The sequence below is a fragment of the Anaerosporobacter faecicola genome, assembly GCF_012070565.1.
Classification (GTDB): Bacteria; Bacillota; Clostridia; order Lachnospirales; family Lachnospiraceae; genus Anaerosporobacter; species Anaerosporobacter faecicola.
Window position 1 is genome coordinate 337,474 of the sequence record NZ_JAAQRO010000008.1, and the last position, 19,472, is coordinate 356,945.

Consider the following 19,472-nt stretch of genomic DNA (forward strand, 5'->3'; position numbering starts at 1 on the left):
GCAACTAAACTCTTGCTTTTATGAGCATGTTTTCTTATGCTTATACTCTTGTTTAATTGCTTTACATGTCCCAAGAATTCGATCAATCAAACTTTGTGGCTCCAAAACCTTCACATTATTCTCAAAGGAAAGGATCACCCCATACCAATAGAATTCATTTTCTGGAACCGTAAAACAAAACTCAAAATCTCCATTTTCATATTCCTTACTGATTTCTCCATGAAGATATTCTTTACACTTTGCTTTGATCTTTTTCTTTCCCAATACTCTTACTGTAATGCTCTGATTCTTACTTGCTTGCTGTTCCTTTTGTGGCAAGCCCTGTTGTGTAATTTCACTTTGTTCTTCTTTCTGCGATTGCTTTTGTAATTCCTTATGTAATTCCTTGTGTTCTCCTGAGAATTTCTTCTGGGTAATCTGTAGCTGCTCCATTCGAATAAGCTTGAACATACAGTAGTCATGATATTTTTCATAATAAGCGATTAAGTACCAGTTATACCATCGATACTCCATACGTATTGGCTCTACTTCCAGTTCTTTCACCTGATCTTCATTATTGGTATATGTAAATCGAACGACTTTCTTCTCCCTTATGGCTTCTTCCAATTGATGCATCCGTTGGTTAATCTCATGATTTTCCTTCGCTATACTAAGATCAACACGTATGGGACTACTCCTCTCATCTACAAGCAGATTCATCTTATCTAATATCGTATTAACATTCTTATTCGCATACGCACTTGCCAAACCTTTCAGAGCTGTCACAATAACTTCATAATCCTTCGCATTGATCAGTTGTTTCTCCATTACATAAGTACCCATGATCTCATATCCACCATCAACACCATATGTGGATTGAATTGGAATTCCTGCTTGTCCTAACGTATCCATATCTCTCATGATCGTCCTTGAAGAAACTTCAAACTCTTCTGCTAACTTTTGTGCTGATGTTTTCCCATGATTTAATAGATACGTGGTAATCGCCATTATTCGATCAATCTTCATAACTCCTCCTTTCTCTCTAACTATAACAAGAGAACTATGACATCATTATGTCATAGTTCTCAATAGAAAGAAAGTTTATTTTTTAATAAATTGCACCCTTTCAAACATTTGATTTTGTTTAAAAGAGTGCGTTTATCTCACCTTATTGGAACTACACCTAAATCCTAATGTATACCCAAGGCAGATTTTTTTGCTTAAGTCTATTAATTCATATCATGTATTACATCACTTCGTGAGAGACATGATACTGAATTAATAGACAAGGATTTAGGGTGTTGGAAGTCCCAAAGTATAACCATAATAATTTTATAAAATGTTCTACTTTTATTTCTATATTCCATTATGTAAAATATAGCCATTTTTTGCTTGTGCTTCCATGCACATAATTTCCAGAGCATTTAATTGCCGTATAACTTCTTGCCTATTATATAAATTTTTCTCATATGTACTCTCATCTGGCAAAAAATTACCTGTTAACATAAATTCTAGAGGTGCTTCTTCAAATAAATTTTTCCAACACTTTACAATGTTTCTAAATTTAATTATATTTTCATCTTTTATAATAGTATAACCATAATAATCTAAACCTTTTTCAGTAGTTTGCATACTATTACAACATGTTTCAATCCACCTTAATGAATCACCCATATATATAATCAAATTATCCGATACATCTATTTTATCCATTCCATTTTCAATAAAATTTATACTACTATCTTTTTCTATAATTGTAAATTCATGATTCAATGCCATAAGAGACCTTCTTTCTTATTGTTTACCAAATGATATAATTTACATTCTAAAATCAACTTTATTAGACATAGAACTAGTAAAGAATCTACTTTTTCCATCCCCTCCTCATCTAAGTAATAATTATTCGTATATATAATACACTCATTAATAAAATCAGATCTATCTTCACTAAAAACCTACCAATCTCAGCATCATAGTATCCTAAGAGACCACTTTACATAAATAAAGTAGTCTCTTTGATATTATATGGTATAATTTAATAATTGATTTTAGTAAAGTACATGCTAGGTTCATATTTCATTTAAGTATTCTTAACTCTCATTGATTAATTTTTGAACAATGACAGTAACTAGTTTATTGTATATTATTCTTTTTGATTTTTTAAAGTAACAACCTCTATTGAGGGTTCCCATTCACTGACAATATCAATATTAAAACTTAATGTTATAATTATATAATGTTTTAAATCCAAAACCTCTGCAAAACCACTAGCACACTCCTCTATCTGTTGTTTAAATTCACCATTTGTTACTTCATAAATTACATTTTCAAATTTATTTACTCTGTATTTTTCTATTTGAGTATCTGAATATACCCCCTCTTGTACAATTCCTTCATCCAGCACTCTTATTGCTTTGACTTCACCAAAGAAAATACAAACCTTATGGTATCTACTAAGTAATTCAATTACTAAACCGGTCTCTTCACCATGAGTTATTTTTGTTATATAAGTTGCTTTTGGTATTTTACCTTTAAATATTTCTTTCCATTCTTCCATAAATATACCTCATTAATATCTAATTTTAAAGATTTTACCCTAATTCAAATCATGGATCACAGCACTTCGTAAGAGCCATGATATTGAATTAATTGACAGGGATTTAGTAAGTTGCAAGTTCGAAAATATAACCATATTACAAATTACTGAAAAACAATAAAATTATCTAGCTTTTTGCAATTCTTCCATTAACTCTTTTGCAACATTTAAACCATAAGCATAATAATTTTTTTCTAAAGAACAAAATAATATTTCTTCAATTTTATTATCAACACTAATTAAAATTTTTTGAAATGCTATATCTGTTTCATCTTCAATAATTAATAAATTAAGCTTACGTTGAAAATCCTCTAGGTTTATTTTTTATTAATAAAATCCTGGCATATTTCTATTACTAATGTCATTGCATTCATATCATTCTCCTATTATTACTTAGTCATTATTGTAACAACTGCACCTTGTTTATTTGTTATAACTTCTATTGATCCACCAACATATTTTAAATTCCCATTTTTTTGAACTATAGGTTTAATTGAATTGATTACATATTCTACATAGTTAGGCGAAACACTTCTTCAGTAATCGCCTCCTATTATTTTCTTGCCAACTTTAGAATTTTTGAATTTTTTAGCAATTCCCTTACCCATTTTAATTGCTGAAACAACTAAGCAAACAACTCTACCTGCATGATACCCCATTTCAGTAACATTTTTGTTACTTACTTTTTCCATGGCTTAAATATCCATAAATGCTTTGTTACATACTTAATATCAGCTACTAAATAATCCAAACCTTGTTTAATAACTTGCTTTACAGTTAATTCTCCACAAACAAGTTGTTTGATAATAGTAATAAGGACGACTGGAGATTTTATTATATCCCATAGCCAAGAACCCATACCATTAATTAAACCCTTAATTAACTCATCTGTTTGTGTAATGAAATTCATATTTCCACTAAGATCAGTATACTTAATTGGATTATTTAAACCATATGTGTATTGATTTAGACTAATTAATTCTTTTCTATCGCCTTTATAGCTATCCTCGCTAACAAACCGCCCAATCTCGGCATCATAATATCTCGCCTTCGCATAATACAATCCTGTACTTTCATCATATACATGTCCTGTATAAGCAAAGATATTACCACCTGTACTAACCGCCTCTGGGTTTGCAATTACACCATATTCATCATATTTTATGGTAGCTTTCGTCTTGCCTGTCTCGTCAAGGATATTCGTTACGCTATGTTTCTCATCCGTTCTATAACAGCTTATATTTCCAGATGTTTCAACACCAATCACTTCATCTGAGAACGTGAATATAGAAGCTTTGCCACTTACACTATCCTTTGCCATGATGATATCATTGTACGCGGATTTTTGGTCAACTACTAATTTACATTGAGACGACTATTATAAAACAATCCATTGTCACCTTGATAAAAAAGCCACTCAATATCCTCTATTTCAATATCATCAAAAGCCGTAATTATCTTAACATCTTTTCTTCCATCATTATTAAAGTCCTTTACGGTAGCTTCTTTTACTTTCGTACCCGTCTTAAATGGAGCATGAAACTTATAAAAAATGTCGTTACAATCATTTGTCAGATATATTGCAGGATAGAACTTATCTGTATGATCAACTTCACCTGATATTAAATTTACATTTCCCCATGAATCAATGTCAGTTATAAATGAATATTTCTTATCTGGTATAAAATCTTTGATATCATTGAGATTATATGGTCTAAAAACATACTGCCCATCAATTAATTTATTCTCACAATCTCTCTCCTTATGTACATATTCTATTTTTGCTTCCAATTCATTATCCTGAAAATTCCAAACAATGTTCCCTTCGTTTCCATAAATGTCGTTAAACTTGCACTCTGCTTTATCATTATTAACTGTTCCGTTTAAATCTCCCAATAAATCATCAAATTCATAAAATGAAAACTCTGGAAATGCAATTGCTGATACACAGATTTTTCCTTCTATTATACCATTCTCTATTTTTGAAATATAAAATGAAAAGTAATCATATCCCCCCTCTCCACTCCAATTTTTCACAATCCATATCTTTTTTAAATATTGATTATAGTCAATTATTTCTTGGTTATTATCATTTAATAAAAAATTACCTGGTTCTGATATATCTTCCGTATTGTTAATTTGTTTACTTTTCTTTCCGCATCCAGTCAAACAAACAGCATTAATTAGGAATATTATGGTTAATATATAAAACCATTTAATTTGCCTTATACGTTTGTTTCTTTTTTTATACATATAATTTCACTTCCCTATAATTTTGCTAAGAGAATAAAGATCTTTTCGACTTAACTAATTTTAATACAGCGTACCGTTCTTGAATACTTTTTGTCTAAATTACTCTCCCATCTCTCTTTCTGACGCAGCCCACCAATATTGACTCCAAAGTAATAGGAGGGATCTAATCCCCTGTACAATGACGTAGCACAGTAACATATGTATTTATTTGAAACTATATATACATTACGTTACCAGATATAGCCATTTATACAATTATAGTATATCATTGTCTTATAAAGGATTATATGCTATTTTTTTACTATTTTTTTATTTATAGTACTTTATTCTATTAATAACGACAGGTAATTAGCACTCGGAAGGTTAAAAAAAGCAAGATCTCGATTGATCTTGCTTTACTACTCCAATTTCTAATTTTAGTGTTAACATATTATCCTTCTCTTACCATCTTATTAGTTGAATACACAAACAACAATAATCCAATTATACAGAATCCCATTCCAATAGCAAATGCAGCTGGTAGATAGCAGTCTGACACTTTTCCATAGATGAGATTGGTAAATATCGCTACGCCATCCATGATTAATGAATGAATACTTAAAGCAGTTGCGCGATTCTTATGGGTAACCATCTGGTTCTCTATTGTTTGTGAAAGAGGAACCAGTAAACTATATGCCAATCGAAGAAGTAGAATTGCAACTACTGATAGGATTGGATTTACGGTGAGCATTAGCGCAAGACAAGCACCTATTGCCGTTGAGAACAGCAAGATTCCTGTCTTCTTTTTCCCCAATGTCTTTGTAAAAGAGGCCGATTTTGCACCAAGTAAGCCAATGATCGTTACGATCACATATACAATACCGATCATTCGATCTGACATTCCTGACCGAATATATTGAAGTTGATTTAAAAATACTGTAATTGTTTGGTGACATTCACTGAATAAAGCGATTCCTACTAGGAAGAGCAAAAGCTCCTTTCGCTTCAAGGTATCTTTGAGGATAACCACAAACTCTTTCATTGGCGGTTCTTCCTTTGGTTCTGTCGACTTTACCTCTTTCAGAAAACATGCTAAAACTGCTGCTATACCATAGGAAATCACAGTAGCCAATCCAGCTGCTCGATAATCCTCACATAGAAATACATTATATATTCCGGCTGCTATAAGTAAACCGGCTGTCTGTAAGCTATCATATATACTAAATACTTTATGTACCCGTTCTTTCTCACAGGAAAGATATAGGACACTAATATCCACACCAGAAAGTCCTGCCATTACAATGCTCAACATAATTCGTTCCAATAGAAACATACCAAATCCATTTGCTTTCCAGAACACAATTTTGGATAGGAAATAGAGCATACAGCAGATTATCATCGTACGTTTATACCCAATCTTCTCCGCTAGTATTCCCCATGGCAGTTCGAATGCCAATGCAAGTGCCAATGAGATACTTTCAATAATCGTAATCTGAAATACCGTAACTCCCACCGCCTGCCGATACAGGGTAGAAACCGCACTATAAAAAACCATGCCCTGTAATAAGCCAATGAGATACATGATAACAATATTCTTTTTTATTTTCATTATGAATCATCCTTTTATTATTAGAATAAAATGTGTGCCTTCCTAAGAAGCCACGTTCTGAAAGCCAAGAAAATGCCAACCCATTTCCTAGACGTCAAAAATAGAGTTAACTTCATTAACTCTGAACAAATTTTATTCTATTCCAGTTAAATTGGATGATTCATAATTGATTCCTCCGACCATTTTGATAAACACATCATAGCATACCAAATTCCTTAACGCAAGATAAATCGACATATTTTGCAGTCCTGTAAAATCGAGCATCGGTAATCGTAGAAAAAGGCATGTTAAGATTCAAACACAAGAAGTGTCCGAATCTTAACATGCCTTTCATGAATCGTATTGTTAATGGTTCTAATCTACTCCTAAAACCACTGCGTGCACTATTCTGCTCTAGCCATAGCTTCCTTGAAATCTTTGGTATCCGTAAAGATCTCATTCTTCCAAGGATTAGTTTTTTGTGCTTTGGCTCGTTTAAGAATGAACGCAAAAGCCACAACGTTAATCAGTATGGAAAGGATCGAGATGAAACCTTGTACTTTTGGATCTGCTGTCGTAGGTGCAGTTGCGCCTGTTGCAGCTGCGATTCCACCATCTCCATAAACAGAAGTTACAGTTGTGAAATGGCTAGCATCCTGGAATAATGGGAATACTTGTGCAAACATACACCAAAGTGCAAGTGTATTCGCACGATTTTGAATCCAACCACCCTTGTTCCAAAGTGCATTGGCAAATGTAGGTGCAAGCAATAAAGCAAGACCACAATACCAAGCATGGGTAGGAAGATTCATATAGGTATATTGGAAGTTCCATACGTCATATGCAAGAATGTATACCCAGATCATATCTGGCCAAAGCATATCCTTCTTGTCCTTTGAGGAACGGATTGACCACCATCCTGTCATACAGACAATATTAATTAAACCTGCGACACCATTTAATATGTTCCACCAACCACCATAAAGCCAAACGCCTTCTGATGATTTCCACCATCCACCTGCAATAGAACCAGCCCGGATCGCTGACTCAAAATCAGATGCAACGGCAATTAAAATATTAATTCCGACAATCACAAATGGAAATGCTTTAAACCAATGTGCTTTGCCAAGCTTGCCCCATTGGTATTTCAATACCATGAAGCCAATACAACCAATTGTTGCAGCATACAGTTTTGCATAATGGAACCAACTGTTCATATGCACATAGGTATCATTGTTCAGTGCCCATTTGGCACCAGTACCTGCCCCAATATAGATTGCGATAAAATAAATTGTTAGTGCTGCTGGAAGAGCAAGGAAACATGCGATTCCACCAATCTTCGTGCGGCGTGCAATCTCATTCATTAACACTAAGCCAATGAAAACCATTGCCCAACCAAGAAGTTGCCAACCTGCTGTTTCTCCATAAATTTGAAAAATCATACTCTTTCCCCTTTCTCATAGATGATGATTAGAGCGTTAATAGGAATGTAACGCTCCTGTATAACAGAGCAAGAGGTCCTTAAAGGACCTCTATTTCCTTAATGTTGAATTCACTTCCCTGCACCAGATACGTATCTGGGCTTTTGCAATATGGACAAATCTTTCCATATTCCACGGTAGGATACGTCTCCCCGCAAGCCTCACAATACGTGATTGCTGGAAGCTTCTCAACAATAAGTTCCGCGTTGTTAAATAACGGTCTTTTCTTCGCCGCCCATTTCCAACAGTTCGTAAGATAGGACTCTAGAACAGTGGAAACTTCGCCAAGTTCCAACGTGACTTTTGTGATTGCTTCTACGTTATTCTCGGCGGCTACTTTTTCAAGACTGTCCATGATATGAAATGTAACTCCTAATTCATGCATTGTTTATTTCTCTTTCTTTCCGAACTTAATCTTCAATGGTTGTTTAATCATATTAGGAAGGATGTATTTTAACTTTTCTTCCGAACTTCTCATTACGGAACAGCCTGGAAGCTCTCGATTCAGATGAATGGCGTCAAACATACATTTGGTCGTACATATTCCACAGCCAATACATTTATTTGGATCAACAACCGATGCACCACATCCCAAACAACGAGATGTTTCTGCTTTTACCTGCTCTTCTGTAAAGGTAGTCGATAAGTCGCGGAAGGTCTTTGCTTGTTTCTCTGCATCTGGTTTTGCTGGTGACTGTCTTCTCTTAGTATCATATTCACCAAAGCTTACATTTTCTTTATCTAATTCAATGAAATCTCGACGATTACGTCCTATTGTAAGGGTACAATGTTCATGTACATATCGATGAAGTGAAATAGCACCTTCTCGACCTGCTGCAATAGCATCAATGGCAAACTTTGGACCTGTGTATACATCACCACCAACGAATATGTCTGGCTCTGCTGTCTGGTACGTTAATTTATTGGCAATGGCACCACCATTCGGACGAAGTTCTACATGAGAACCATCTAATAGATGACCCCAGTCAATTGCTTGACCAACTGAGAAGATTACACTCTTACATGGAACGGTAATCGTATCGTTTTCATCATAAGTAGGCGCAAATCTTCCTTCCTCATTAAATACACGAATACATTTCTTGAATACTACTCCGACAACTTTACCATCTTCCGTAAGTACTTCTTTTGGTCCCCAGCTATTATTGATTTCGATCTTTTCTTCTAACGTTTCTTCGATCTCTTCTTTGCTTGCTGGCATTTGTTCTCTATTCTCAAGACAGAACATGGAAACTTTCCCTTCTCCACAACGAGAACTAATTCTTGCTGCATCAATTGCTACATTACCGCCACCGATTACAACAACATCACCACCTAATGCAAAGCTTTCTTTTGCTCCTGCTTCTCTTAAGAACTCAACTGCTGTATATGCTCCTTCAGCATCCTGCCCTGGAATTCCAGGTTTTCTACCAGCTTGGCATCCAATGGCAACGTAGAATCCTTTATATCCTTGTGCACGAAGTTCATCAATGGTAATATCTTTACCAACTTCTACGCCACACTTAATTTCAACACCCATTGCTTGAATGACTTCGATCTCTGCTGCTATTACATCTTTCTCTAACTTATAAGACGGAATACCATACATTAACATTCCGCCTGGTTTTTCATTCTTTTCAAAGATGGTTGGCTTATATCCCTTTTCTGCAAGGAAATATGCACAAGATAAACCTGCTGGACCACCACCAATAATTGCGATTTTCTCATCAAAATGTCCATTAAGAGATGGGACAACCGCTTTTGGAATATATCTGGTTTCCTGATGAAGATCGCGTTCTGCAATAAAACGTTTTACTTCATCAATGGCAATTGCTTCATCAATGGAGCCACGGGTACAGGCATCTTCACAACGACGGTTACAGATACGGCCACAGATGGCTGGCAATGGATTGTCCTTCTTGATTAATGCTAAGGCATCCTCATAACGTCCTTCTTTGGCTAACTGTAGATATCCCTGAATGGCGATGTGTGCTGGACAGGCAGTCTTACATGGTGCAGTACCTGTATCGTAACAGTTGATTCGATTGGTATCACGGTAGGTATGCGACCACATGTGTTCTCCCCACTTCTGTTGAGAAGGTAGAGGCATCTTTGGATATTCCAATTCACAGCCTTCTTTGTCACAAAGCTTTTGACCAAGTTTCACTGCACCTGCAGGACAGAACTCCACACATTTGCCACATGCAACACAATTCTTCTTATCTACTTTGGCAACATAGGCAGAACGTGACAAGTTTGGTGTATTAAACAACTGTGATGTACGAAGTGCATAACATACATTAACATTACAGTTACAGATGGCAAAGATCTTGTGTTGACCATCGATATTGGTAATCTGATGAACAAATCCATTCTCTTCTGCCTTGCAAAAGATTTCTAATGCTTCTTCCTTGGTTATGTAGCGGCCACCTTTTTGACTTTCTACAACATAGTCTGCCATGTCTCCCACTGCGATACACCAGCCTTCCGGATCATCCGCACAACCTTCATCAAAAGAAAGACGGGCACGACGACAGGAACATGGACTTGCTGCGTATTTTCCTTCATACTTATCAAGCCAATAGGAGATATGTTCCAAATCAATGGATTCATTCTCCATCTCAATTGCTTTTTCAACCGGGATAACATGCATACCAACACCTGCACCACCTTCTGGTACAAATGGTGTAATCTTCTCCAATGGAAGTCTTGACATATGCTCAAAGAAGATTCCCATCTCCGGATGTTCTTCGAGAACCTGTGCATTCATATTGAAGAATTCCGCTGCTCCTGGAACATACATTGGCAACACGTATTGTTTCTCATGTTTTTCATTCTCCCAATTATACTCCAAAAGACCTTTTCTAGACATTTCTTCTAAAAGTGCTTCGACTTTCTTCTCTTCCAATCCCGTTAACTTCACCATCTCTTTTAACGTTTTTGGTTTACGTACTCCCATCTTTAATGCAACTTCTGCTTCTTCATCCGTAACGACTGCAGCAAGTCCCCAATATTCTGGGTCATCCTGCGTAATTTTCTTAAGTCCTAATTTCTGTGGGATACGATCGGTAATCAATTTGCCAAGTTTCGCAATTGGTTCACGAAATGGTTCTTCCTGACTTGCCTTATATGTCGGATATGCATAATCAGGATATAATTCTTTGTCTAATTCTTTTTTCATACATTAATTCCTTCCCATTTTATTTATTCCACTGTTGTACTTGTTCTTTCAACCAGTTTGCCCATGCTTCCATTCCTTCTCCTGTCTTCGCACAGATTGGAATTACTTTTGCATTTGGGTTTCGCATAGCGATATACTCTTTACATTTTTCCATATCAAAATCAAAATATGGCATAACATCCATCTTATTGATCAATACAACATCACATATAGAAAACATAAGTGGATATTTTAATGGTTTGTCGTGTCCTTCTGGAACAGACAAGATCATGGCATTTTTCGATGCTCCTGTATCAAATTCTGCAGGACATACAAGATTACCAACGTTCTCGAGGATTGCAAGTTCCACATCGCCTACCTCTAACCCTTCGATTCCCTGACGGGTCATCTCCGCGTCCAAATGGCACATGCCACCAGTATGTAATTGAATGGCTTTTGCACCTGTTGCAGCAATGGTATGCGCATCCACATCAGAATCGATGTCCGCTTCCATAACACCGATTTTAAATGTGTCTTTTAATAATTCGATTGTTCTCGTTAATGTTGTGGTCTTACCAGAACCTGGTGATGACATTAAGTTAAGTAGAAATACTCCTTTTTCCTTTAACTCTGCACGTAATTGGTCTGCCTGTTTGTCATTATCGGCAAATACGCTTTGTTTAATTTCCAATACTCGTACATCTTTCATGCAAAGATCTTCCTCCCATACGCTCCTTACTTATTCCTGTAATAACAGGCATGTTCTATCATAAACAACGATCAATCCCCCCGATTGATACAGCCCTTACTATATTATGATACCGCTTGCAATTTCATATCAAATTACAGCTTTTATTCCGTTATCCCATAGAAACTTATAAGGTGTTTTTAGTTTTTATACTTCTATCTTACCATGTCTTTCTTCGACTTACAATGTATTTTTTGTCAAAAAAGGTGGAATCTACTAGAATATCAGTTTCAAAAGAGACCTTCATTTGATCATTGGTGTTGATCATGGAGGTCCCTCTTCTGTGACAGACAACGTACGAAACTTACCAATAGCCACTGATCAATACCCATTCTCTTCAAGTATCTCAATAGCACTTACTATCATCTTCGGACAGATTGTTGGGAATAGGTTATTGTCTTTTGCATATTGCATTCCTTCTTCTGTCCCAATATTACATTTCAGCAAATCCTTACAGATAATTGAACCATTTCTTTTCTCAAATTCTTTCTCAAATTCAACGGTTTTTCCAGAGCAATAGTACTTGGCCTCCAATTCCTTCACACTGCGATTCCCGTACTTCATGCCGATTACCATAATGGCTCCTGCTACAGCACCACATACTTCTCCGCGTCTCATTCCTCCTCCAAAGCCGCAAGCCATTCGAATAATATCTTCTTTTTTTAATCCATACTTTTCAGCAAAATAAAGTGCTACAATTTGTGCGCAGTTTAAACCTGCACCCGATTGAAATTGTTCATTAACCCATTCATTGATCATATTGTTCCTCCACCTTTCTACACGCTTCAACATAGTATTCGAGAGATGCTATTACATGTTCTTGTTGTTCCTTAGGAATTGCATCTAAAACCTGTTTGAATTTCTCATTCATGTCGTGTTCGATCTTTTCAAAACGTTTTATTCCTTCTGGTAAAAGAGAGATTGTTACCCATCTTCGATCCTCGTTGGAGATGTTGCGTTGCACATATTCTTTCTTAACTAATTCCTCTAGATAACGACTGACTACGCTTTTATCCACGTCTAGTTTCTCCGCCAATTCTTTTACCGATATCCCTGGTTTTCTTCCAATCTCCACAAGCATAAAACATTTCGTAGTACTGATTTCACAACAACAGTCTGCTTTATTCATATTCGCAAGCTTTCGTTCTAATCGTCTCGTATTCTCTCGAAAACGCATTACATTTTCCATAATTTTCACCTCCCTAATAGTATCTCACATATAGTTTCATTAGTCAACTATTGTATAATGAATCTATTACACATGTCAACTATATTCACAGATAACGAACTAGTATTCTTTTGCTTATAAACAAAAATACATACCAACAGGTGTCGAAATGACAAGAGCACAGTCAGCTTCAGCTGACATCTACCTTATGTGCGAGCGCACATCCCCCGGAGGGTTATATAATAGGAAAGTCGGAGGACTTTCCTATTATGATTAGGGTGTCAAAAGCCCTTAGTAAAACTTTCTTTCGTTAATTTGCACAAACACTAGCTAATCTCATGTAATACAGGACATCGTTTGATGAGCAACTGTATGAAGTCGTTGGTACTTTGGCTCTGTACTTTAGAGCCTTATGTACCACTACGAACTTCATCCACGCGAGAGCGTGTTGCGATTGAACTATGTCCTGTATTACATGTTAAACAAACTTAAATTGTGCAAATTGACTGACCTCAAAATAAATAAGGGCTTTTGACACCCGAACCCTATTATATAAAAAACCGCTGTAAACTTTCTCGGGATGTATATTCCCTCGACATTTACAACGGTTTCTATATGATTACGCCCTAATATAATTCTGCTTTCCAGTTTGTATAAAATATCGCATATGCATTGCAATGCTTAATACGAAGGTCATACCTTCTGCCACAGGAACGGCAATCCAGACCCCATGCACACCCATGATCTGTGGTAATGTTAACAGACTAATCACCAAGAACACAAGCGTTCTCGAAAAAGAGAGTATGGCAGATATCTTCCCATTAGAAAGTGCTGTGAATATCCCTGAAGAGATAATGTTCACCCCACTGAATAGGAAGTTAAAAGCAAAGATTCGAAATCCTACGGTTGCCAAATCAAATGTAGCAGTATCCTTTGTAAATATTGTTACAATTGAGGTCGCTGACAGTATCGATAAGACCATTAGGATTACTGAGGATATCATGGTGAACACCATGGAAATCTTATACACGTTCTTTAACTCTTTTTTGTTACCAGCTCCATACTGAAAACCGATGATCGGGCTGATTCCAATGGAAAATCCTAGATAGAACGCATTGAAAAGAAATTGTCCATATAACAGTATCGTGATGGCAGCTACACCATGTTCCCCTACTAGTCTTATAAGAATAATATTGAATAGGAACGTAACAATGGCATTGGAAAACTGACCGATCATCTCCGAGGAACCATTATAACAAGCCATTGCAATCGCTTTCGGACGCAGTGAAAATTTCGTAAAATGCAATTCTCTTTTCGAAAATAGAAAGAAAAGAATTCCTGCAACTGCTGGTATTGCCTGTCCCATGCCCGTTGCCAAAGCCGCTCCACCAATTCCCATCTTGCATACCGCAATAAATACATAATCCAGTACCGCATTGGCAACTCCCGCAACAATGGTAAGAATCATCCCAAACATAGGGTGCCCCGCTGTAACAAGATACGATTGAAATAATGTCTGTAACATACAGGCTGGTGCAAAAAGAATTGCAACTTTCAGATAGATCTGGCAATCTGCAAGAAGCGTGTCATTAGAACCAAGGAAATAGCAAATTGGTTTTAAATAGTATAAGGTAAGGAGCAAAATCAGGAGGCTAACGCCTACTCCAATGCAAACAAATTGTGATAGGCATTCTCTGGCTTCTTTCTCCTTTCCTTGTCCCAAATACTTACTGATGATTGCATTTCCTCCTGTAGCAAACATCGTCGCTATAGCAATCACAACATTAATTACAGGAAATACAATATTTAATGAGGATAATGCGTTGCTTCCTATAAGTCTTGAGATAAAGATTCCATCCACAATTGTATAGAATGACATGAATACCATCATGATAATGGAAGGCATTGCAAAACGCAAAAGAGACCATGGTGTAAATTTCTGATTAATTGACGAACTCATTTATTATTCCTTTCAGTAACATAAGCTTTTGTTCTATCATTTTTGACATATGTTACTTTATACTATAGGGTTCTCCTATAGTCAAGAAGGATTTGATACAGCAGCATGGCCTTTCTGCACTTGTTCTTGCTTTCCGCTATTTCGTAACGATCTTACATTCCGCCTTTCTTAACAAGAACAAACTGTAAACTAGTAATGGCAGGAATAACCCTATGTTGATCAGATAAGGCATGATGGAAATCGTTTCTTGTGCAGCTGCTTGCTCTTGCTCCACTACTTTTGTAAAATCACCAAAGCCGCTTGCCATGTCAAATAATCCATGTAAGATGCAACACCACAACAAATTATTGTTTGTTCGAACATATAATGCAGAAAATGCTATTCCTATAATAAATGTATATATGACTTGTGAAAATACTTCAATGACATTTCCATTGGTAAATAAATTGCTCAAATGGAATACTCCAAAGATTAAACTACTTGTAACTACAGAAAAAACAATTTCTTTCTTTGTACTATGGAATTTTTCTAGAAACATGGTAAGTATAGTTCCACGGAAAACAAGTTCTTCAAAAAATCCAATACACATTGCTTCAAGTACCATACATAAAACAGTGACGATGGAAACCTGTCCAAAATCACCGATTTCGATATTGGTGAAAATATATATGATGAATAACCAGCTAATTAAAAAATACTCTTTTTTAATCCTATATGTAAACCAACGATCAAACTTCATCTTTCGAATCAAGTAGATGAATACTAAAATCCCTACTACGCGAACACCAATTCCCATACAGTATTTGGTTAACAAATCAGAACTTCGCAACTCTTGTCCAGAATACTTCGCGATCAATGCTACGAACTTTGGTAATAGCCGCAAAAAGAATTCATCTGCTATCAAGCATAGAATCATTGCATATAGAATAATCTTACTTTTTTCTTTCTTCTCCCTCTTATTCACACTCGTATAATCCACAATCTCTATCCCCTTTTCTTCATTTCATGTGCCTATGTTATCGTTTTCCCCTTACTGTTAAATTAGACTGGCTTCGTTTTCTTCACTTTTCTCCACTAATTTGACAAAGCGCGACACATATTGCTAATTATACCATGGTAGTTAATGTATGGCTAGCTGTTCTTTTAGGCTCCATTAATGCACAAGAAAGCACATTCCAGCCAACATACTTGTTGTGCGGAATATGCTTTCTTATATATCTTCATATATACAATACAATCTTGGGTGTATTACGATACTATTTCACATAGCTTCGGAAGAATTGGCATTCTTCGTCATTACAAATCTTTGCATCCTCTGTTTTAATATCACAGTGAAATACATGTTCTAATCGATTCTTTTCATCTCCGTAGCATCGATATACATATGGTATTCCAAGTTGTTCTAATTTTTCGGTCATGATTGGAGCTTGGTCTTTTATAAAGTCATTCACTGCTGTCATAACAAAAGTCGGTGGGAAATCCTTTGTCATATGGCGTTCCACCATAATCGAAACAAGTTCGTCTTCCTGTCCCTGGCGTTGGAATAGCTCCTTAACGATATCTCTATGTAATTGATTCTTTTCCCCTTCTAGTTGAAGATGATAGGCGCCACAATTTAGCGCAACTGCATTCAACTTTAACCCTTTTGGTGGTTGAAAAGAAAACTGTTTGGCATAAGCTTCATTGATGCATAAATCACAGAATAAGCCCAAGATATTCCCGCCAGCAGAATCCCCTACAGCAAATATATTGTTACAATCAAACAAATACGTGTCTTCATTGTCTAATACCCATTGAAAAACGGAATTGGTGTCTTCAAGAGAAGCAGGGAATTTTACTTCTGGCGCAAGACGGTATGTAAAGTTAACAACTGCAAATCCTCTCTGGGCTAAACTCATACAATAAAACTGATAGACTTCTTTGGAACCATACATCCAGCCGCCACCGTGTACACTTACGATTACAGGCAATGTCTTTCCTTCCATATTCCTTGGTCGATACACATCTAAAACCTGCCACTGCGAATCGGTACCATAGACAATATCATCATATCGTATCACATCATCAGGGGTTGTAAGATTTGCATCTCTTTTTCTGTCTGATTCACCAAAACTCTTTCTAATTTCATCACTTACTTTTGACATATCATTCACACTATCCTTTCCTTCACTTGACGATTTTATCGATCGATTTACCTTTTGCCAGTTCATCAATTAGCTTATCCAGATAGCGAATTTCTTTCATAAGTGGGTCTTCTATATCTTCAATTCTAATTCCACAGATTGTCCCTTTTATTTGCTTTCTGTTTTCATTAAGCTCTGGTGCATTTTGAAAAAATTCTCGATATGTTATATGACGCTCTGCCAACAGTTCAATCTCATTTTGACTATAACCAGTAAGCCAACTTATTACCTCATCCACTTCCTCTTTTGTTCTACCTTTTCGTATAACTTTATTCACAAGCAAAAGATATATCTTTGAAAATGGCATCTCATATATCTTTTCATTACTCACAATTTTACCTCCTAATTAAGTAAAAATGACTACTTTTATTTTACCATATTCATTGATTTTATACTACTTAATTTGCAACTGAGTGCACACTCTCTATGACATATTCATTAACAGAATTAAGGTTATAGAACAAAAAGCCATCATTTTTCTGTGTGTCACTCACTCCGTGAACAGACAGAAAAATGATGGCTTTTTGTATTAGGGGTTTTGAAGTTCTAAAGTATAACCATAATAAATATTACATTGTTCTTAATAGATTTAAACCATAATAAATATTATAGCCAACCACATGCTGCTAAATACTTATCGGGAATACGTAATTCCAAATTATCTTTCACTTTTTCTATATATTCGTCAAAATTAACATCTGTATAACAATTATGACTATTCAGTATACTTACATATCTTCCTTCATTCAGTTCCAATGAAAAGCCGATAATATCTAATTCATAATTAAAAACTACAACGAAATACTCATATGCCACAAACCTTATCTTAAATGACCAATGCGATGGTTCATCCACCACGTCAAAAATTTCTATTCCTTTTATCTTAGTTCCAAACTTATCCTTTATTGCTCTACCTATACTTTTCTTCATGTTATTAAATTCATCGTGTTGCATACCAAAAATCTCCTTCCCTTTCCAATGCAAAATATCCATGTTGCTCCTGTAAATAGTCCCATTCCCATTTTAATGCACAATCTCCATATGACTCTGGATTATGTGAAAATCTAATTATCTTATTATTCTTTACCGCATCATCAAGTCTTTTTGAATTAGGGGTTTAGTCCTAAAGTATAACCATAATAAATTATATTTGTTCCTTTTCTTCCTTCACTACTGCTTCACGTTCATCTATCCACTTTTGATAAACTCCCTTGTCAATGCAGTTCATATCCAATTGTTCCCATATATGATAATCTCCAACCATGGTAACAATTGACAGCTTACCATTCTCCTTATCAACAACTTCGAATGAATATCCCTTATATTCTGCAAATATTCTTACACGATACAACGCATCAAACTCACTTTTTTCAACAACCTTAAAGCAAACTATTGGCTCCTTTTTATTCTTATACACAAAAGGCTCACACTTCTGAAAACCAAGACTAATATCTTGAATATTGGAAGACCTTAATATGTATTTTCCATCTTTATTTTTTCCTGAAGAATATTCTTTTTCTTTATACATCGCAATTATTCCATTATTCACACTTATCACCTCACTTAACTTTAACAATTTTCCTTGTAATTCACTATATATTCCTTTTAATATTTCAGTTCCATCTTTACTAATTTCAAAAAGTTGCGCTCCATCATTTATTTCCAAATAGGTGGTACATTGAAACTCTGGTATAAGTTGAATTTTGCAAAGTCAATCCCCTTAGTTATAGCTATTACAACCTCATTATCCGTATTGGCACGAATTGTTTTGGTAACAGTATCCATATTGCTGTAATACTTTGGTTTTTCTACATTTCCTTTTTGAAATTCAATATATGCTCTCACATTATTGCAGAAGGAGACTGGAGACTGGTAAATCAGTAACATATAGTATAGCTAGTGGATCTCCTACAAATAGTGTTATGACACATTCTGGGGCAATCGAACAACCTGCTATGCAGCTACTGTAAAAAATAGACTATTTACTGCTTTTATTAAGTACTTACCGCCTTGATGCGTATACCAATAGTCAATTGTTTCAGGAAGTTGCATCACCCAGTTTGCAACATCTGATATACCATTTAATATAGTATTAGCAAATTCAAACGCTGTCTGTACTTTGGATAAATAGACGAAAATTTCGCTTACAGTCGGTAAATGACGAAAGGCTATTATTAATCGCTGTGTGTCATTCTGATGTGACCCCAAAAAGTTAGACTTTTATTGCGTAACAGATTTAACGTCTGTTACGCATTTTTATGCTGCGAGTAGTTTCACTCTATATTGAACAGGACTAAGCCATCCTAGTTTTTCTTTGATTCGTTTCTCGTTATAATAAATAATATATTTTTCTATTTCTGATTTCAATTCTTCGTAACTA

General features: G+C 35.5%; 21 protein-coding genes. All 21 read right to left on the bottom strand.

Features of this window, described 5'->3' with window-relative positions; genetic code table 11:
- Nucleotides 1–18: 18 nt before the first annotated feature.
- The 21 genes from HBB17_RS04675 to HBB17_RS04775 all read right to left on the bottom strand — a co-directional run bounded on the left by HBB17_RS04675 (nt 19) and on the right by HBB17_RS04775 (nt 19,459).
- Entirely contained in the window at nt 19–1,005 is a 987-nt protein-coding gene (locus HBB17_RS04675) for a helix-turn-helix transcriptional regulator (RefSeq protein WP_167956181.1), read from the bottom strand.
- A gap of 330 nt (nt 1,006–1,335) precedes the next feature.
- Nucleotides 1,336–1,758: a coproporphyrinogen III oxidase gene (locus tag HBB17_RS04680; RefSeq protein WP_167956183.1), complete on the bottom strand. Its 423-nt coding sequence runs from the start codon at nt 1,756–1,758 to the stop codon at nt 1,336–1,338.
- A 364-nt stretch (nt 1,759–2,122) separates the two neighbouring features.
- Complete coding sequence (locus HBB17_RS04685) at nt 2,123–2,536, bottom strand: hypothetical protein (protein WP_167956185.1); 414 nt, start codon at nt 2,534–2,536, stop codon at nt 2,123–2,125.
- 575 nt (nt 2,537–3,111) lie between these two features.
- Nucleotides 3,112–3,267, bottom strand: coding sequence for a hypothetical protein (locus tag HBB17_RS04690; RefSeq protein WP_167956187.1), 156 nt, complete (start codon nt 3,265–3,267; stop codon nt 3,112–3,114).
- Nucleotides 3,255–3,896, bottom strand: coding sequence for an RHS repeat-associated core domain-containing protein (locus tag HBB17_RS04695; RefSeq protein ID WP_167956189.1), 642 nt, complete (start codon nt 3,894–3,896; stop codon nt 3,255–3,257). Before HBB17_RS04695 ends, HBB17_RS04690 begins: the two co-directional genes overlap by 13 nt.
- A gap of 35 nt (nt 3,897–3,931) precedes the next feature.
- Nucleotides 3,932–4,828: a hypothetical protein gene (locus HBB17_RS04700; RefSeq protein WP_167956191.1), complete on the bottom strand. Its 897-nt coding sequence runs from the start codon at nt 4,826–4,828 to the stop codon at nt 3,932–3,934.
- Between the two features lie 430 nt (nt 4,829–5,258).
- Nucleotides 5,259–6,416 carry an MFS transporter gene (locus HBB17_RS04705; protein ID WP_167956193.1) on the bottom strand — a complete coding sequence of 386 codons (1,158 nt, stop codon included), beginning with the start codon at nt 6,414–6,416 and terminating at the stop codon, nt 5,259–5,261.
- Between the two features lie 383 nt (nt 6,417–6,799).
- Nucleotides 6,800–7,837, bottom strand: a complete 1,038-nt coding sequence (locus HBB17_RS04710; protein ID WP_167956195.1) for a DUF5692 family protein — start codon at nt 7,835–7,837, stop codon at nt 6,800–6,802.
- Nucleotides 7,838–7,916: 79 nt separating this feature from the next.
- Complete coding sequence (locus tag HBB17_RS04715) at nt 7,917–8,261, bottom strand: hydrogenase maturation nickel metallochaperone HypA (RefSeq protein WP_167956197.1); 345 nt, start codon at nt 8,259–8,261, stop codon at nt 7,917–7,919.
- Between the two features lie 3 nt (nt 8,262–8,264).
- Nucleotides 8,265–11,054, bottom strand: coding sequence for an FAD-dependent oxidoreductase (locus HBB17_RS04720; protein WP_167956198.1), 2,790 nt, complete (start codon nt 11,052–11,054; stop codon nt 8,265–8,267).
- A gap of 19 nt (nt 11,055–11,073) precedes the next feature.
- The gene (gene hypB / locus HBB17_RS04725; protein ID WP_167956200.1) at nt 11,074–11,742 is read right to left on the bottom strand and encodes a hydrogenase nickel incorporation protein HypB; all 669 of its coding nucleotides are present in this window, start codon (nt 11,740–11,742) and stop codon (nt 11,074–11,076) included.
- Between the two features lie 360 nt (nt 11,743–12,102).
- On the bottom strand, nt 12,103–12,540 hold the full coding sequence (locus HBB17_RS04730) for a C-GCAxxG-C-C family protein (RefSeq protein WP_167956202.1): 438 nt from the start codon (nt 12,538–12,540) through the stop codon (nt 12,103–12,105).
- Nucleotides 12,530–12,970, bottom strand: a complete 441-nt coding sequence (locus tag HBB17_RS04735; RefSeq protein WP_167956203.1) for a MarR family winged helix-turn-helix transcriptional regulator — start codon at nt 12,968–12,970, stop codon at nt 12,530–12,532. Before HBB17_RS04735 ends, HBB17_RS04730 begins: the two co-directional genes overlap by 11 nt.
- Before the next feature lie 598 nt (nt 12,971–13,568).
- The gene (locus HBB17_RS04740; protein ID WP_167956204.1) at nt 13,569–14,909 is read right to left on the bottom strand and encodes an MATE family efflux transporter; all 1,341 of its coding nucleotides are present in this window, start codon (nt 14,907–14,909) and stop codon (nt 13,569–13,571) included.
- Nucleotides 14,910–15,045: 136 nt separating this feature from the next.
- On the bottom strand, nt 15,046–15,888 hold the full coding sequence (locus tag HBB17_RS04745; RefSeq protein ID WP_167956205.1) for a CPBP family intramembrane glutamic endopeptidase: 843 nt from the start codon (nt 15,886–15,888) through the stop codon (nt 15,046–15,048).
- Nucleotides 15,889–16,165: 277 nt separating this feature from the next.
- Nucleotides 16,166–17,053, bottom strand: a complete 888-nt coding sequence (locus HBB17_RS04750; protein ID WP_167956206.1) for an alpha/beta hydrolase — start codon at nt 17,051–17,053, stop codon at nt 16,166–16,168.
- Nucleotides 17,054–17,075: 22 nt separating this feature from the next.
- Nucleotides 17,076–17,423: a DUF2200 domain-containing protein gene (locus tag HBB17_RS04755; RefSeq protein WP_167956207.1), complete on the bottom strand. Its 348-nt coding sequence runs from the start codon at nt 17,421–17,423 to the stop codon at nt 17,076–17,078.
- A 275-nt stretch (nt 17,424–17,698) separates the two neighbouring features.
- Complete coding sequence (locus HBB17_RS04760; protein WP_167956208.1) at nt 17,699–18,046, bottom strand: hypothetical protein; 348 nt, start codon at nt 18,044–18,046, stop codon at nt 17,699–17,701.
- Nucleotides 18,047–18,236: 190 nt separating this feature from the next.
- Entirely contained in the window at nt 18,237–18,758 is a 522-nt protein-coding gene (locus tag HBB17_RS04765; RefSeq protein ID WP_167956209.1) for a hypothetical protein, read from the bottom strand.
- Nucleotides 18,749–18,937, bottom strand: coding sequence for a hypothetical protein (locus HBB17_RS04770; protein ID WP_167956210.1), 189 nt, complete (start codon nt 18,935–18,937; stop codon nt 18,749–18,751). The genes HBB17_RS04765 and HBB17_RS04770 overlap by 10 nt, the downstream gene beginning before the upstream one ends.
- A 411-nt stretch (nt 18,938–19,348) precedes the next feature.
- Nucleotides 19,349–19,459 (bottom strand): IS3 family transposase, encoded by a 111-nt coding sequence (locus HBB17_RS04775; protein WP_408609334.1) that lies wholly within the window; start codon nt 19,457–19,459, stop codon nt 19,349–19,351.
- Nucleotides 19,460–19,472: the final 13 nt, after the last annotated feature.